We start from the raw sequence: 18,470 nt of genomic DNA, 5'->3' as shown, positions 1-18,470 counted from the left end.
AAGACACATGCAACGCAATTCTTATGTGGAACAGTTCGCATTCCAGGCATCATCCCGGCCCGACGCCGTCGCCCTCGCACATGAGGACGGGACGCTCGCCTATGGTGCCCTCGATGCGCAAGCCAACCGCATCGCTGCCACGCTGAGCCGTCAGGGCGTGGGCCGCAACGCCATCGTCGGCCTGTTCCTGCCCGCCGGGCCGGACTATGTCGCCGCCCTCCTCGGCGTGGGCAAGGCGGGCGGCGCCTTCCTGCCGCTGCCGCCGGACCTGCCGGAGAAGCGGCTGCGCAACTATCTCGACAAGGCGCGGACCCGGTTCATCGTCACCGACGCCGCCCATGCCGGCGCGTTGCGGGAACGGCTGGGCGCGACGCGGGAGCCCGGCGAGGCGGAAGACCGTTTCCTGATCACGCTGATCGAGGATTGCGCCGGCGAGTCCGGCGAATTCACGCCCGCTCACCGGATCGGCCCGACGGACCCCGCCTATGTGATGTTCACCTCGGGCTCCACCGGCGCGCCCAAGGCCATCCTCGGCTCGCACCGCAGCCTCTCCCACTTCCTGCGCTGGGAAATCGGGGAATTCGGCCTCGACGACACGACGCGCGGCTCGTGGCTGGCGCCCGTCACCTTCGACGTCAGCCTGCGCGACATTCTGGTGCCGCTGATGACGGGCGGCACGCTCGTTTCCACGAGCGAGGAGACGCGGACATCGCCGCGCCGCCTTGCCGATACGCTGCGTGCGGCCGGGGTGACGCTCGTCCACTGCGTGCCGACGGTGCTGCGCCTCCTCACCCAGGAACTCGCGGGCCGCGGCGAGGCCGAGCCCCTTGCGGCTGATCCCTTGCCCGCCCTGCGCTACCTGCTGGTGGCGGGCGAGCCGCTGTTCGGCGCCGATGTCGCCGCGTGGCGCGCGGCCGCCGGCGGCAGGGCCGAGGTCGTCAATCTCTACGGCCCCTCGGAGACGACGCTCGCCAAGGTCTTCCACCGCGTCGGGGAGCTCCCCGCGGATCCGAGGCGCGTGCTGCCCATCGGCAGGCCGCTGCCCGACACGCGCGTGCTCGTGCTGACGCGGGGCCGGGCCTGCGCGCCGCAGCAGATCGGCGAGATCCACATCGAGACCGCCTATCCGTCGCTCGGTTATCTCGGCGACCCGGAGCTGACGCGCGAGGCGTTCATCGAGAACCCGCTCGGCGGCGACGGTCCGCTGCTCTACAGGACCGGCGACCTCGGCCGGCTCCTGCCGGACGGCACCGTGGAATGCCTCGGCCGCCAGGACAACCAGGTGAAGATCAACGGCGTGCGCATCGAACTCGGCGAGGTCGAGACCGTGCTGCGGAGCATTCCCGGCATCAAGGCCGCCGCCGCCGCCGTCCATCCCGGCGCGGGCGAGGTGCCGGTGCTCGTCGGCTACTACGTGCTGGACGACGGCGATGCCGGCCCGCTGCCGACGGAGGCGCTGCGCCGGGAGCTCGACCGGAGCCTGCCCGCCGCCATGCAGCCGCGCGTGCTCGTGCCGCTTCCCGCCCTGCCGACCACCATCAGCGGCAAGCTGAACCGCAAGGCCTTGCCGCGCCCGGAGGAACTGTTCTACGCCCAGCACGGATACGTGGAGGCCGGAACCGCGACCGAAACGACCCTTGCCGCGATCTGGGCCGAACTGTTCGGCCTCGAGCGGATCGGCGTGGAAACCGGCTTCCACGATTTCGGCGGCGATTCGCTGCGGGCGATCCGGGCGGTGCAACTGATCTACCAGGCGCTGTCGGTCGAGGTCAGTCTCAAGGACTTCTTCGAGGCCTCCACCATCCGCGCGCTGGGGCGGCTGATCGACGCCGCCGGAGGGCGCGACAGCGCGGTGGAAGGCGCCGCTGCCACCGCCGGCATCGCCCGCGCGCCGGATGCGGAGAGCTATCCGGTGACGTCCTCGCAAAGCCGCCTGTGGCGGCTGGACCGGCTCGGCGTCGCGCCCACGGCCTATAATCTTTTCGATGCCTATGAACTCACCGGCCCGCTCGACGTGGCGCTGCTGGAGGAGGCGTTCCGGCGGCTGATCGCACGCCACGAAGCCCTGCGCACCACGTTTCGCGAGGATGCACGCGGAGAAGCGGTGCAGATCGTCCACGACAGCCTGCCGTGGCGGCTGGAGCAGGTCGACCTGCGCGGCGAGCCGGACCCGGCGGCCGCGGCAGAGCGGCTCGCCGCCGCCAACGGCGAACACCGCTTCGACCTCGTCGCCGGCCCGCTCATGCGGGTGGTGCTGGCGCGCCTGCCGGACGTGGACGGCGCGCCCGTCCACGTGCTCCTGTTCAACATGCATCACATCGTCGCCGACGTGTGGTCGCTCGGCGTGCTGGTGGACGATCTGGCCGAGATCTACCGCGCCCTGCGCCACGACCGCCGGCCGGAGTTGCCGGCGCTGGCGGTGCAGATGCGCGACGTCGCGGTGTGGCAGGCGGAGCGGGTGGCAGGCGGCGCGCTCGATGACGACCGCGCCTACTGGCTGCAGCGGTTCGAGACGCCTGTCGCGCCGCTGGAGCTGCCGCGCGACAGGCCGCGCCCGCCGGTGCAGACGCTCAACGGCGGCACCATCCGCTTCGTGCTCGACGCGGGGCTCCTCGGCGCCATCGAGGCGCTGGCGCTCAAGGCCGGCGTCACGCCGTTCGTGGCGCTCACCGCGCTGACCAAGGCATTCCTGCACCGCTACGGCGGCCAGCGGGAACTCGTGCTCGGCTGCCCCGTCGCGGGGCGGCGGGACAGCCTGCTCGACAACCAGATCGGCTATTACGTCAACATCCTCGCCCTGCGCGACAGCCTCGCAGCCGGCGAAAGCTTCAGCGCCTTCCTCGCCCAAGTCGCCGGCACCGTCAGCGAGGCGCTCGTCCATCAGGACTACCCCTTCGACCGGCTGGTCAGCGAACTGCCGCTCGGGCGCGACATGAGCCGATCGCCGCTCTTCGACGCCATGATCGTGCTCCAGAATTTCGCCCAGTCCGACCTGGCGCTGGAGGACGTCGCCGTGCGGCCCTTCGGCGCGCGCAACGCCTGGAACTTCTCGCGCTACGACCTCGTCTTCCATTTCCAGGAGGAGGACGGCGCGCTCGTGCTCGACCTCAACTACAACAGCGACCTGTTCGACACCGACCGCGTGGCGCGCATGGGGGCGCAGTTCGAGGCGCTGGCGCGCGCGGCGGTGGAGGAGCCTCAACAGCCCGTCGACGCGCTCTCCCTGCTTCCCGCCGCCGAGGCGGAGCGGATCGCAAGCTTCGCCGCCGGACCCGCGGCCACGCCCGCCCACGGCACCATCGTCGCCGCCTTCCGCGCCGCAGCCAACGCGCATCCGGAGCGGCCGGCCGTCGAGGACGAGGCGGGACGCAGCCTCACCTATGCCGCCCTCGACGCGGTCTCCGACCGGCTCGCCCATACCCTCATGGCGCGGGACATCGGCGTGGGCGATCGCGTCGCGGTCCTTGCCCGCCGCTCGCTGGAATCGGTCGCGGCCCTCATCGCCATCGTCAAGGCCGGGGCGGTTTATGTGCCGGTCGATCCCGAACTGCCCCGCACGCGCATCGATCTCATGCTGGATGAAGCGGACTGCCGCCTCGTCCTCGCCGATACGGACGCCGACCGGCTCGACGGCGCGGACCTGCCGCAGATCGCCGTCGCCCCGATTCTCGCGGACGGCGGCGCGGCAGCCGCCCCCGTGGACCGGAGCGCGACGGGCGAGGTCGCCTACGTGATCTTCACCTCGGGATCGACGGGAACGCCCAAGGCGGTGATGGTGGAGCACGCCGGTTTCGTCAACATGTCGCTGGCGCAGGTCGAGGCGTTCGGCATCACGGCGGACGACCGGGTGCTGCAGTTCGCCTCTCCCTCCTTCGACGCCTCGCTCGCCAACATCTTCATGGCGCTGTTCGCGGGGGCGGCCGTGGTGCTGCCGGCGCGCGACACGATCGAGAACACCGAGGTGTTCCGCGACGCCCTCACGCAAAGCCACACCAGCGTGGTGACGCTGCCGCCCACCTATCTGCGCGCCCTCGACCGCGCGCCCCTGCCGGGCCTGAAGGTGCTGATCACCGCCGGCGAGGCGGCGCCGGTGGAGGATCTCGTCCACTACAGCGGGAGCCTGCGGGCCTTCAACGCCTATGGGCCGACGGAGTTTTCCGTCTGCGCCACCATCCATCGCGTGCGGCCCGACGAGGCGGGAGCGGCGCGCCTGCCGATCGGCCGGCCGCTGCCCAACACGGCCGTCCATATTCTCGACGCGGACCTCGCGCCCGCGCCCATCGGCGTGCCGGGCGAGATCTGCCTCGCCGGGCTCGGCCTCGCGCGCGGCTATCAGAACGATGCCGGGCGCACGGCCCGCGCCTTCATCGTCCATCCGCGAACCGGGGAGCGCCTCTACCGCACCGGCGACATCGGCGCATGGCGGGCGGACGGCATGGTGGACTGCATCGGACGTCTCGACGAGCAGGTGAAGGTCGCCGGCCACCGCATCGATCCCGGCGAGGTGGAGGCGGCGCTGCGCGACGTGCCGGGGCTGCGCGACGTGCACGTCGCGACGGTCGCCCGCGACGACGGCAGCACGGCGCTCGCCGCCTACTACTGCACCGACGACAAGGTGGAGCTGTGGCCGTCGGTCGCCGAATTCTACGTCTATGACGACGTGGCCTACGGCGCCATGGCGTCGGACGAGGGCCGCAACGCCCGCTACCGCGACGCCTTCGCGCGCCACCTGCCGGGCAGGACCGTGGTCGACATCGGCACGGGACCGGTCGCGATCCTCGCGCGGCTGGCGATCGAGGCCGGGGCGCGCAAGGTCTATGCGGTGGACCGGCTGGAGGCGACGGCGCGCAAGGCCCGCGAGACGGTGGAGAAGCTCGGCCTTTCCGACCGGATAGAGGTCATCCACGGGGACGCGATGACAACGGAGCTGCCGGAGAAGGTGGACGTCTGCATTTCGGAGATCGTGGGCGCGATCGGCGGCGCGGAGGGCGCGGCGCAGATCATCAACAGCGTCCGGCGCCTGCTGAACGACCCCGCGGCCATGCTGCCGCAGTTCAGCGATACGCGCATCGCCGCCCTGTCGCTGCCGGCGGACAGGATCGCGGCGGGCTTCACGGACATCGCGGCCCATTACGTGGAGAAGATCTTCGCGGAAGTGGGGCAGCCGTTCGACCTGCGCCTGTGCCTGAAGAATTGCCCGCGCGAGGCCATCGTCTCGGACGACGGGCCGTTCGAATATCTCGACTATGTCCGCGACGTGCCACTGGAAGCCGACGACGGGATGACGCTCACCGTCACGCGCGACTGCGAGCTGACCGGCTTCCTGGTCTGGCTGCGGCTCGGCGTCGACAGGGACGCGGTCGTCGACATCCTCGACAATCCGGGTTCGTGGCTGCCCGTCTACCTGCCGGTTTTCGATGCGCCGGTGGCGGTCGCGGCCGGGGACACGATCGCGCTCACCGTCAGCCGCCGCCTGTGCGCGAACGGCTTCAACACGGACTACATCCTGGACGGCGCAGTCCGCCGGGCGGGGCGCGAGGCCGTTCCCTTCCGCTACGCGAGCGCCCATTTCGGCGGCGGGTTCCGGCGCACGCCCTTCTATGAGCGGCTCTTCCCCGACGGGACGATCGTGCGCCAGGAAGCGCCCTCGGCCGCCGGGCTGCGCCAGCATCTGCTGAACCGGCTGCCGGCCTATGCCGTGCCCGCCTGGTTCATCCGGCTCGAGGAGATGCCCGTCACGCTGAACGGGAAGGTGGACAAGGCGGCGCTGCCGCCGCCGGCCGCCTCGGCTGCGCCGTCTTCGGCACCGGCCGAGCCGGCCGCGCCGCTGGAAGCGGACATCCTCGCGATCTGGCGCGCGGTGATGAACCGCGACGATATCGGCACGGGCGAGGACTTCTTCTCGCTGGGCGGCGATTCCATCCGCGCGATCCAGATCGTCTCGCGCCTGCGGCAGGCGGGCTGGAAGGCGGAAATCCGCGACGTCTTCCAGAACCCGACCGTCGCCGCGCTGGCACGGGTCGTCAAGCCGCTGCGCGTGCAGCTCGATCAGGGGCCGGTGACCGGCGACCTGCCGCTGACGCCGATCCAGCGCTGGTTCTTCGAAACGGCGACCGCGCGCCACCACTTCAATCAGGGCGCACTGCTGCGGGCACAACGGATCGACCCGGAGGCGGCGCAGGCCGCCCTCGCCGCCCTGTGGCGCCACCACGACGCATTGCGCTCGACCTTCACGGCGGACGCCGTGCCGTCCGTCTCCATCCGCAGCGCCGACGCCCCGCCGGTGCTGACGCAGATCACGCTGGAGGGCGACGAGGCGAGCCGCCGCAAGGCGCTGGAGGACGCCGCCGACAGACTGCACGCCGGCTTCTCGCTGGAGGAGACGCCGCTGCTGGCGGCGCTGCTCGCCCGGGGGCCAGATGGCGACGCGCTGCTGCTGGTGGCCCATCACCTCGTCGTGGACGCGGTCTCATGGGGCATTCTGCTGGAGGATTTCGAAACGGCCTATGCCACCGCCGCCCGGGGCGGAGAGATCAGACTGCCGCACAAGACGAGCTCCTACCGCGATCACGCGGCGGCCCTGCAGAAGATCCTCTCCCGCGTCGACTGGGCCAACCGCACGGCCTTCTGGCGCGGGCTCGAGGGCGTTCCGCCGCTGCTGCCCGGCCGGTCGGCGCCGGGGAGCCTGGCGCGCACCCTCCATGCGGAAGGCCACCTCAGCCGGCAGGAGACCGCCGACCTGCTGGAGACGGCCAACCGCGCCCATGCCACCAACGTGCAGGATCTGCTGCTTTCCGCGCTGGGACTCACCCTGAAGCGGCACTTCGACCGTGACCGGGTGCTCGTCACCGTGGAAGGGCACGGGCGCGAATATCCCTTCGCCGATCTGTTCGGAGAGGATCTGCCCGACGTCAGCCGCACCGTCGGATGGTTCACCGTCTTCCATCCGCTGGAGGTGCGCGTGGAGGCGGACGACATCGCCGCGACCATCCGCGCGGTCAAGGAGAGCGTCCGCCGCACCCCCGATCAGGGCTGGACCTACGGCCTCATCCGGCAGCGCGGCGAGTTGGCCGAGCCGCGCCCGCAGGTGAGCTTCAATTATCTCGGCGCGCTGGGCGGCGGCGAACGGGCGGGAACCTTCGCCGTCGACTGGACCATACCCGGCCGCCCCCTGTCCCCGGACACCGCGCGCCAGCACGCCGTCGACGTTCTCGCATCGGTGGAGGACGGCCTCCTGCGCATCGGGCTTGACGTCGACGAGGGGCCGTTCGATGCGGCCGGGGCGGAACGCTTCCTCGCCGGCTTCCTGTCCGCGATACGAACGGTTCTCGCGCATTGCCTGAGCCATGGCGGCGGCAAGGCCGCCACGGCGAGCTTTACCTATGGCGACTTCAGTCAGGACGATCTCGACCGGCTGCTGCTCGTGGAATAAGCGACGGCGCCCCGGCAACACCAGAAACAGCGCAAAGACCAGATCATGAAGGTACTGAGACTATTCCAGAAAGAAGCGGGCGTCGGCGGCGCGCGCTTCCTGCTGTTCGCCACGCTGTCCGGCCTGTCGAACGCGGGTATTCTCGCCATCATCAACCTGGCGGCGAGCCAAGCGGGGAACCAGGAAGAGAGCTTCATCAACCTGGTGCTTTTCGGCATCGTCATCTCGGTCTTCGTCTATACCCAGAAACATCTGATGATAGACGTCTGCACCAAGGTGGAGCAGCTCATCGACCGGATGCGCGTGCGCCTCATCGCCCGTGCCCGCCGCGCGGAGTTTCTGGAGCTCGAGGCGGTCGGAAGGGCCGAGATCTATTCGTGCCTGACACGCGAAACGCTGGTGCTCGCCCAGGCGGCGCCGAATCTGGTCATCGGCATCCAGTCGGCGATCCTCGTCGTCTTCACCATGCTCTACATGGCCATTCTGTCGCCGACGGCCTTTCTGCTGTCGGCCGCATGCACGGCCATCGGCGCGGGTATTCATATGACGCGCAACAAGCAGGTGAAGCGCGAGCTGCGCGAGGCCTTCGAGCAGGAGAACCGGCTCATCGAAAGCATGAGCGACATGCTGGAGGGCTTCAAGGAGGTCAAGATGAGCGACGCGCGCTCATTGGCGATCGCCCGCAAGATCGCCGCCTACTCGCACCGGGTGACGGAACTGCGCATCCGCACCCAGAGCTCCTACTCGTCCGACTTCGTGCTGTCGCAGGTGACGTTCTTCCTGCTCACCGGCGTCATGGTGTTCGTGGTGCCGATGGTCAGCGAGGCCTACACCAAGGTCGTGGTGATGACGACGACGGCGAGCCTGTTCATGATCGGGCCGGTCTCCAACGTCGTCGGATCGATCCCGATCTTCACCAACGCCAATGCGGCCGCCGAGAACATCATGCGCCTGCAGGACAAGCTCGGCTTCGTCAACGGCGGCCCCGCGACCGGCGTATCGGTGCTGAACGGCTTCCACACCGTCGAACTGCGCGACGCCATGTTCTCGCACAGCCCGGTCGGCAGCGACACGCCCTTCACCGTGGGGCCGATCAACCTCACCATCGAACGGGGCAAAACCGTCTTCGTGACGGGCGGGAACGGCTCGGGCAAGACGACCTTCGTGCGCATGCTGATCGGCCTCTATCCGACGCATCAGGGATCGATCCGGGTCGATAATACGATCATCGGCGACTACAATATTCAGGATTACCGCAATCTTTACTCGGTCATCTTCTCCGACAACCACCTTTTCTCCGAGCTCTACGGTCTGCCCACCCCGGATCCCGAGGAGGTCGCGGCGCTGTTCGACCTGCTGGAAATGGCCCACAAATCCCGGCTGGAGAGGAACCGGTTCACGACGACGAAACTTTCCGGCGGGCAACGGAAACGTCTGGCGCTCATCGCGACACTTCTGGAGGAAAGGCCCATTTGTGTCTTCGACGAATGGGCCGCCGATCAGGACCCCTACTTCCGCGAAAAATTTTACAGGGTCATTCTGCCGATGCTGAGAAAAAAAGGCATAACTGTCATCGCGATTACGCACGATGATGCGTACTTTGACGCCGCCGATCTGCATGTGCACATGGATGCCGGCCGGTTGAGCGTTGTCCGTCGCGGCGGCGCGGAGACCGAAGAGCTTCAAACGCAGGAATGATGTCCTGTCCGCCGCCGGTCCTCGGCTCCTGTCACGGATTTTCTCAATAAAGACAAATAATTAAATCGAGAGGCGACATCATGAAGCGTAGTTCCCGTCTCGGACCCATGATGCGGACCATCGCCGGACTGTCTCTGGGAGCGGCGATGTGCGCCCTGGCGGCGGGCCACGCGCGCGCCCGGGAGTGGTCCGAGCTGACGTCGGTTCTGCAGGGCGTGCTCGACGCGGTCGCGTCTCAGGACAACGCGACGGGGGTTTCGATCGCCGTCGACCGCAACGGCGGCGCCGACACCTGGATCGGCAGCAGGGGATACGCGGATCTGGCGCAGACCCGGCCGATCACCCCCGACACCCAGTTCCGCATCGGCAGCGCATCCAAGACGATCACCGGCTCCGTGCTCCTCAGCCTGGCCGACAAGGGCATGGTCAATCTCGACGCGCCGATCAACGACTACGTCGCCGACCTGAACATCCCGAACGGCGACGTCATCACGGTGCGCAACGCGCTGAGCATGACGAGCGGCCTGCCCGAATATCTGGTGTCTCCCTCGCTCCACCATCCCCACATCAACATTCTTCAGGAATGGGCCAATTTCCATGCGCCGAACGGCCCGCACGGGATGGCTGGCTATACGCCCGAGCAGCTTATCGAAGCCGTGGTCAACGGCATCAACAGCGGCGCCCAGCCGCCGGGCGCGGTCGGCGAGATGTCCTATTCCAACACCAATTTCGTCCTGCTCGGCATCATCGCCCAGAGGCTGACGGGCCAGGACCTGGAGACGCTGGCGCACGAGATCATCTTCGGCCCGGCCGGCATGACCGACAGCGCCCTGCCCACCGACAACCAGTTCACCTCCGCCGACTATGCGGAATCCTACCAGAATCTGGTGACGATGGCGCCCTATACGGTGCCGGCGGGCAGCGTCTTCAACATGACCTTCCTCGATCCGCAGGTTCCCTGGGCCGCGGGCGCGATGTTGTCCTCGCCCGCCGACGAACTCAGGTGGATACGCGAGCTGGCGACGAACGATCGCGGCATTCTCTCGGAAGAGATGCAGGCTCAACGGCTGGACTTCCAATACCCGGGATCGATCGGCAGCGTGCCGGCATCCTATGGCCTCGCCATCAGCGAGATGCCGAGCATGGGATCGGGAAGCCAGCTGATCGGCCACAGCGGCCTGATCGCCGGCTACACCACCTCCCTGTTCTACAACCCCGACATCGATTTTTCATACGCCATCAACCTTCTGGGCTACCAGACCCAGGCGGCTTACTGGTTTCCCTATTTCGGCGCGCAGGAATGGTACGCCGCCTATGGCTATCAGACCGGCGACTATACGCCCGTGCCGATCCTGTGGGCGCTCGACCGCAACGTCAGCCTCGCGGTCAGCGCCCAGGGCACGTGCAGTTTCGGCGGCACCTTCTCGGCCAACGCCGACGGCGGCGTGACCTGCGCCGGCGACAATGTGCGGACTTCTCCGCTCACCGTGCGCGGCAAGGCGCTGACCATCGAACCGTCGAACCGCACGATCGACGCCTTCTACGTCGACGTGGACACGTACTACAGCGAGGGTGCGACGGCCTCGCTGAGCGAAATCACGCTGCCCCGGCCCAGCCTGGCGACCTTTGGCAGCAACATCGCCGCCATCGCGCTTGAGGGCGATGCATCGCTCGATATCGCCCAGGGCGCGACGGTGGAGCTGTGGGGCGAGAATTCGTCCGCCGTGTCGATGACCGGCTCGGGCAACAGGGCGACCATCAGCGGCGCCGTCAACACTTACGGCAACCGGTCATACGCGCTGCTGGCGCAGGGCCAGGGCAACGGCGCCGTCGTAGCGGCCACGGGTTCGGTTCTCGGGTCGATGCGGCTCGAGGGGCAGGGCAACACCCTGGCCGTTCACGGGGCAGTGGCGGGTGGCGTCGAGCTCGCCGGACGGGACGGCGATGCCACGGTGACGGGCAATGTCGCCGCGCCGGCGGTGGTGATGATCCCCTCGGCGGTGCAGACGTACCAGCTCGGCGCCAACCCGCTCGTCGTCAACACGGCAACCGATCAGGCCGCCGTCGTCGAGGGGGCGTCGAACCGCTTCCGGATCGACACGACCGGAACGGTCGACGGCCGCGTCTCCATCCGCGGACAGGGCAACGCGCTGGACATTGCGGGCGGGCTGACGTCCGCCGACGCCTATCTGCGCGACTACATCGCCGGGCAGCTCGCCAGCGGCGTTCCGACGCCGTCCTTCTCCATTCCCGCTGCGACCGCCGTCGCCATCGACATGTCCGGCAACGGCAACCGGGCAACCGTCGAGGCCTCCGGCAAGGTGCTGGGCACCGCGCATGTCGAGGGAAGCGGCAACGTGTTCCAGATGAACGGCCGCATGGCGGGCCTGCTCTCGCTGGCCGGCACGGGCAACGGCGCCAGCGTGGGCGGCAGCCTCGTGGCGGACGTCTCCCGTTCGAGCTTCGCCCTGCTCGGGTCGGGCACGGGGAACACCCTGACGGTCGAGGGCTCCGGCCAGGTGTTGGGCAATGCATCCGTCGTCGGGGCGAACCGCATCCACGTGGATGGCCTCGTCGTCGGCGCGGTCGAGGTGGCCGACGGCGCCCGCCTCACCGGCAACGGCGTGGTGGACGGCACCGTGGGCGGCCAGGGCGGCACCGTCTCGCCCGGCAGCAGCGTCGGATCGCTCACCGTCGGCAACTACGTGGCGCGGGGCAATACGCTGCAGATCGAGTCCGATCCCTTCGGGCGAAGCGACCATCTCCTCGTCTCCCACGTTGCCGATCTCGATCACGGCAGCCTGCTGGTGCAGCCACCCGCCGGTGCGACCAGCCGCGTCGACACGGTCCTGACCGCAGGCACCGTCCAGGGGCGTTTCGGCTCGGTTTCCTTCTTGTCGCCCGGCCACCGGGCCGGCGTGGGAACGCGCTATTCGCCGACCGCGGTTCAGGTGGCGACGGTGAGCCCCTTCCAGCAGGACGCGGCCACGCAGCTCGGCGCCGACGACACCCTGCGGTCGCTGGATATTCTGGAACGGCGCGCGGCGCGGTTGAGGGGCGCCGGTGCGCGGGCCCTGACGCCGACGGCCGTTCCGGCCGCAGACGCGGGCCGAAGCGGCGCCGGCGCGGGTGACGACGTCACGCAGTGGCTGTCGTCGATCCGCGCCCCCGCCCCCTCGGCGGACACGGACGGAGCGCTGTGGGTCCAGGCTTACGGCGGCCACAGCCGCATCTACGCGAACGACGGCGTGCCCTCCATCCGGTCGACGGTCGGCGGCGTGATGGCGGGCGTCGACGGCGAGATCGCCGACAGCCTGCTGCTCGGCATCGCCGGCGGCTACAGTCACGGCACCTCCGATACCGGCGCAGCTTTCAGCCCGTCCTACCGGTCGGACGCCTTCTCCGTGGGGCTTTACGGCTCCTATGGCCTGGGCCGGACGCTGCTGAGCGGGTCGTTCTTCATCGGCCGCGGAGACGACAAGCTCACGCAGACCTACTGGATGGACCACGGCGGCGGCGCCATCGCCACCGCCTCCACGGCCAAGTTCAACGATTTGCGGACAGCCGGGCGCCTGGCGGCATCAACCGTTTTCGACCTCGGCCCGTTCAACCTCACGCCGCGGGCGGCGATCACGCTGCTCAACGTCAGTGTCGACGACTATACGGAGCAAAGCGCGTTCCCCGGCATGTATGCGCGCTGGCGCGTCAGCGACTATACGCTGCTGCGTCCGGAACTGACCGTCATCCTGCAGAAGCAGCACGAATTTTCCTCCGGCGGCGTCTTGCGCCGGCTGAGCGGCGAGGTGGAGGTCGGCATTGCGCGGGACGCCGTGCTGGACAAGGCACGGGCGACGGTGCTGATGCCGGAGTTCTCGCCGATCACCGTGCAGGGCTTCGATGCGGACGCCTGGGCGCTGATCGTCGGCGCGCGCCTCGGCATCGAAGCGACGGACCAGGTGAACCTTTTCGCTTCCTATGACGGCAGCTTCTCGTCCAAGAAGAGCAGCCAGTCAGTGCGCGGCGGATTGGAAGTCCGCTTCTGAAGCGCCCGCCGACTTGCAAGGGGAGCCAGGGGAACAAGACATGGATGACGACAGGGTGGACCGCGACACGGGAAACGGCGGACTCGCGGAGGCCGGCAGTAGCGGTTCGTCGCGCCCGCACCGGGCGTCACCGTCCACCGGATCGGCGCGGCGCGCCGGAAGGGATGGCGCGATGAGCCGGATCCGGCGCATTTTCCGCCCTGGACGGATGTTGCTTCTCGCCGCCGCGCTCGTGACGCCCGCGGCGCCCGGGCGGGCGGAAACGACCCTCGACAAGATCGAGCGGACGGGCACATTGGTGGCCGGCACCCGCGACGGCGTGCCCCCGTTCGCCTTCAGGGACGGGGAAGGGACTTTCAGAGGATTCTCGGTCGATATCCTTTCGGCAATCCACGAGGCCCTCGAGAAACGCCTGGGCAAGCCCATCTCCCTCGACCTGCGGGAAACCACCGCCGGAGACCGCTTCTCCCGCATTCAGAGCGGCGAGCTCGCCATCGTTTGCGACATCACGACACCGACCTGGGAGCGGGAAGACATCGTCGATTTCTCGGTGACGATATTCTTTAACGGAACCCGTATCCTGGTGGACAGAGGTCACTCGATGGGCGACATCGGCAGTCTGAAATCCCCCGTCGTCGGCGTCGTTGCCAGCAGCTCCACGATCAAGGGGCTCAAGAACAAGGTGCCGAGCGCGCAACTCGTCCCCTTCCCGAGCGTGCAGGATGCCTTTGTCGCTCTCGAGATGGGAAAAGTAGATGCCGTTGCCCATACTGACGTCATCTTGCGCAGCCTGCAGCGACATGCGTCGCGCCCCGGCCGATACTCACTTCTGCCGATCAATGACTATCTGAGCACGGAAGCGATTGCCTGCATCCTGCCCGAAAACGATTCTCACTGGCGCGACTTCACCAACCGCGTCATCACCGACCTGCTACAGGGCGTGGACGCCTACCGCGGTGATTATTACGAAATACACAGAAAATGGTTCGGAGCGGCAAGCGGAATTCATCTTCCACTCAGTAAGGATGCAATAAATCATTTCAAGAATGTCATCGAGTTTTATGGAGATTGAAACGATGGACATGGCTGATAGCAGGGACATCTATCCGATACATGGGCATTTCACACTTTTCTTGCGGTATCCGGGCCGGATCGTGTCCGGTCCGCAGTGCACCGCCAAGCCTGACGGAAAGCGCATAGCCGGTAAGATTATCGATTGACTTTAATAATAGTGACATGCTTTAGTAATATAGGATTTCAACGATGCTGACGAGATATGTTTGTGCTCGGTGTTTTGCCGCATGACCTATCTGCGACCCTGACTTGATGCCTGCCAGTGAGTTTCGCTTCTCCTGACCAAGCATGTGCGAATCGTGACGGGTGCTCTGGTTGTCCTGTCCGTCTGATCTCAAATTAAAAGCTATGAGGATCAATCATGACTTCTGAAGTGCAGCAAGACGGTGTCCAGCCGGCGGAAACCGTCGAAGTGTCCGCTCCGGCCCCGACCAAGGCGGAGAGGGCTGACAAGCTCGTGCGCTCCCACGCCCTGTGGGCTGCGGGCATGGGCCTGATCCCGGTTCCGGTGCTCGACGTGGCTGGCGTCGCGGGCATCCAGTACGCGCTCATCGGCGAACTGGCGAAGGTCTACGACCTGCCCTTCTCCAAGGAGCGCGTGCGCGCTCTGGCCGCCGCGGTGCTCGGCGGCGGACTGCCGGCGGTCGTCGCAAGCGGCGGCGTCTCCAGCATCGCCAAGGCGGTGCCCTTCGTCGGCACCATCCTGGGCGCGGCGGTGATGCCGGCCCTTTCGGCCGCCTCGACCATCGCCCTCGGACGCGTTTTCACGCAGCATTTCGAGGCCGGCGGCACGCTTCTCGATTTCGACGCGGACAAGATGCGCGCCTACTTCGTGGAAGAGTTCGAGAAGGCGCGCGAGGAGACCTCCAACCTCGTGGATGCGGCGGCCAATGTCGTGCGCGACCGCAAGGCCGAGGGCAAGGCTGAGGTTGCCGCCAGCAAGGCCGAGGCTGCGGCCAGCAAGAGCGAGGCTGCCGCCGGTCGCGGCAGCGCGGCTTCGGCAGCGGCACCTTCCGCGGCGCGTTGATCAAGAGGCGCGCGGCGATGTCAAATCGCCGCGCGCCCTTAACGGGTATGGTCAGGTTGCATCATGGCTATCGTTGTCTATCTGCTGCTGAGCATTCTGGTGGGCGTTCTGGGTATCGGCCTGCGGGGTGGGTTCTTCCTTTATTTCATTCTGTCCATTGCCCTCTCCCCCCTGGTCGGATTGCTGATTCTCCTGATTGTCGGCTCCAGCAGGGACGGCAGGCGGCCGGACATGAAGCTGCCCCACTACTGATCGCGGAGCACCGGAGGTTGATGCGACCTCGAAGTCGCCTGGAAAGCGCTTCTGCGCGAGGCGGCGGGCCGTTGTGGCCCGGAGACGAGTGACCGAACGGGGGCCCGCAAGCGCTTCGGGAGGGGAACGCGGCGGCTTGCGTCGTTGGCCGCGATAAGGCGGCCGTTGGCTTTTTACAGTGCTGAGATCGTATATCTGATGAATGACAGAATGGAGCCGCCTTCCCAGGCGGGTGGCGAGCGACCGCTAGGGGAGGAGGCGGAAAGCTTTTTTGACAGCCGGCCCCGTACTGTCTCCCGCTGGGCGCGGATGCGGCGGCGGATCGCGGGCGTATTGCTGATCGTCACCATATTCGTGGCCTTTCTCGCGCCCTATGTGTTCGTCAACGTTCCCGTCGGTTCGGCGGGGGTTCTCTGGCGGCGTTTCGGGGGCACCGAGCACCGGTTCATCATTCCCACCGGCATGACGATGAAATGGCCGTGGGATATCGTCTACATCTACAATCTGCGCCTGCAGGCCGAGCATGTGGATATCGTGGCGCTGACGTCCGATGCGCTGAACATTTCCATCGGCATCACCTATCGCTGGTTCGCCAACCCCGAGTCGCTGCCCCGATTGCACGACATGATCGGCCCGAACTATTCGGAGACCCTGCTTCTGCCGGAGATCAACGCATCGACGCGGCGCAGCTTCTCGCTGTATTCGGTCAGTGATTTCTACGGTTCGGCGCGCCAGGACGTCATGAGAAGCGTCTATGACGCTGTCATCGTTCCCGACGCCGACAATCACATCTGTCCGGCGCGGTTCGAGCACTCGCAACTCGTCTCGGAAACGCCCGATTGCCTGCTCTTCCTGAGCGACGTGCTCATCCGCGACGTGGCGCTGCCGCCGCGCATCGTGGCGGCGATCCAGAGCAAGATCGAGCAGAAGCAGCTCGTCCAGGAAATGGAGTATCGCGTCGAGCGCGAGCGGATCGAGGCCGAGCGAAAGCTCATCGAGGCCGAAGGCATACGCATGTTCCAGGAGACGGTGCAGACGGGCATCTCCGAGACCTATCTGAAATGGCGCGGCATAGAGGCGACGGTGCTGCTGGCGACCTCCCCCAACGCCAAGACCGTCGTCATCGGCGGCAACGGCGGCCTGCCGCTGATCCTCAACACCGGCGATGCGGCGGCGCCGGTCACGGCGCAGGCCGCTGCCGGCACCGGCGAGGCGGCGGGGAGCGCTTCCGCGTTCGATCACGCCAGCTCGGTCATAGGCTCGCTGGATATTTCCCGTCCGGACATCAACCTGAAGTCGATGGGCTCCTCGGGCTCGGCGAGCATGGCGAGCGGCGCCTGGTCGAGCGACATGCTCAACCGCAACCCGATGGCGTCCCGGTATCCGCTGAATTTCTTCGGCACGAACATGGACACGATGTCCGACACCGTCATGCCGCTGGCCACGCTGGGAGCCCAGACCGCGGAGCCCGCCGTTCCGGCCGGCAGCGCGTCGGCGCCCGATATGCAGCAGTATGCGGATACGCTTGGCAGGCCCCATCTTTCCCAGCTCATCAACAACCAGTTCGGATTGGGCGGCGCGGTCGACCTGCTTTCTTCCCTGCCCAACGCCTACAGGACCTGGTGGTCTTCGGAGAACGCGGCCGCGCGGAGCGCGCCATGACCGGCGGATGGTCGCGCCGCCACCGGATCGTTGCGACACAATTTCCCGCCTGTCTGATCATGTGCCTGTCCGCGCAGGCCGACGACCGGACCCCGCGCCAGGACGATCCGGCAGCCGGCCGGCCCCCTCCCCTCACCGAGCCGCTCGACGTGCCCACGGTCACGCCGGTGACCGGATTCAGATATCTCGACGGCGCATTGACGCTCAGCCCGCAGCTCTCGTTCCAGTCGCTGTTTTCGTCTAATGTCCTGGAGGGCCCTCACCCCTTCCAGGCCGATGTCGGTATCGTCCTGGCGCCGGCCATCGACATCAGCTACCTGAAGAACGGCTTCAGCACGTCCCTGGTCGCGTCGGGTCGATACACGAACTATGTTCTGAACGACTCCCAGGATAAGAAGGAATACTTGCTCAAATCATCCACCAAGCAGAAGCTCGGCGACGTCTGGTCGCTGGGCCTCGACGCGACGGTGCGCGAGAACATCGTCTCCAGCGCCGCCCTCGGCGCCATTCCGCAGAAGTTGAACGTGCTCGATGCGCAGGAATACAAGGGCACGATCAGCTACAGCGAAGGCGCGATCTTCGCCGATATCGCGCTGCGGCTCAAGGAGGGGCGGCAGCGCACCCGTGACGGCAGCACGCAGGAGACGACCACGCGCTACGCCCGCTCCGTGCTCGACCAGATCAACAAGATCGGGTACCGCTTCGACACCGACCGTTCCGTATACGCGCTGCTCGCCATGGACCGATCGGAGTATTCGATAAGCGACGCTTACGATCGCGACTCGTATGGCTATCTGGCCGGCATCGGCTTCTCCTACGCGCTGTCGGAAACTCTGCTGCTGAAGGGCCAGCTCGGCCACCTGTGGCAGGATTTCGCCGATCCCCGCTTCAAGATCGTCTCGACCCTGACCGGCTTCATGAACCTGAACTGGCGGATGGACGAAAGCTGGCGGGCGGAACTGTCCTGGAGCCGCGAGGCGTCGGAGCTTATCTACGAGGGAACCCCGGGCATCACGGTGGATACTTACGGACTGGCGCTCTACAAGCAATTGCTCAGCCATCTCCTGGTAGAGGCGCGCGCCGAATGGACCGTCCAGAAGGCTATCCAGCTTCCCGTGACCTACGACCTCCTGATGCTGTCGATCGGCGCCCAGCACACGTTGAGCCCGCACACCTCCGTCGAATATGGCTACCGGTACAAATGGCAGAACACCAGCGACAACTCCGAGAACTTCGTGGATCACGTCGTCGGGATGGGGCTTACCTACAAATTTTGACTCCG

8 protein-coding genes are annotated in these 18,470 nt (G+C 67.1%); all 8 read left to right on the top strand.

Annotation, left to right across the window (positions count from 1 at the left end; all coding sequences use genetic code 11):
- The first annotated feature begins 7 nt into the window (after positions 1 to 7).
- Positions 8 to 7,432 carry an amino acid adenylation domain-containing protein gene (locus ACUSIJ_RS05555; RefSeq protein ID WP_449307387.1) on the top strand — a complete coding sequence of 2,475 codons (7,425 nt, stop codon included), beginning with the start codon at positions 8 to 10 and terminating at the stop codon, positions 7,430 to 7,432.
- 45 nt (positions 7,433 to 7,477) lie between these two features.
- A complete protein-coding gene (locus ACUSIJ_RS05550; RefSeq protein ID WP_449307386.1) occupies positions 7,478 to 9,130 on the top strand; it encodes a cyclic peptide export ABC transporter in 1,653 nt (550 codons plus the stop codon).
- 80 nt (positions 9,131 to 9,210) lie between these two features.
- Complete coding sequence (locus ACUSIJ_RS05545) at positions 9,211 to 13,173, top strand: serine hydrolase (RefSeq protein ID WP_449307385.1); 3,963 nt, start codon at positions 9,211 to 9,213, stop codon at positions 13,171 to 13,173.
- Positions 13,174 to 13,213: 40 nt separating this feature from the next.
- On the top strand, positions 13,214 to 14,245 hold the full coding sequence (locus ACUSIJ_RS05540) for an amino acid ABC transporter substrate-binding protein (protein WP_449307384.1): 1,032 nt from the start codon (positions 13,214 to 13,216) through the stop codon (positions 14,243 to 14,245).
- 363 nt (positions 14,246 to 14,608) lie between these two features.
- Entirely contained in the window at positions 14,609 to 15,274 is a 666-nt protein-coding gene (locus ACUSIJ_RS05535) for a YcjF family protein (protein ID WP_449307383.1), read from the top strand.
- A 63-nt stretch (positions 15,275 to 15,337) separates the two neighbouring features.
- A complete protein-coding gene (locus ACUSIJ_RS05530) occupies positions 15,338 to 15,526 on the top strand; it encodes a hypothetical protein (protein ID WP_449307382.1) in 189 nt (62 codons plus the stop codon).
- 210 nt (positions 15,527 to 15,736) lie between these two features.
- Positions 15,737 to 17,188 (top strand): prohibitin family protein, encoded by a 1,452-nt coding sequence (locus tag ACUSIJ_RS05525; protein WP_449307381.1) that lies wholly within the window; start codon positions 15,737 to 15,739, stop codon positions 17,186 to 17,188.
- A complete protein-coding gene (locus ACUSIJ_RS05520; protein ID WP_449307380.1) occupies positions 17,185 to 18,465 on the top strand; it encodes an outer membrane beta-barrel protein in 1,281 nt (426 codons plus the stop codon). Before ACUSIJ_RS05525 ends, ACUSIJ_RS05520 begins: the two co-directional genes overlap by 4 nt.
- Positions 18,466 to 18,470: the final 5 nt, after the last annotated feature.

The organism is Pseudochelatococcus sp. B33 (assembly GCF_053570585.1).
Note: the sequence above shows the minus strand (reverse complement) of the source record. Positions and strands in the feature narration are given on the sequence as shown.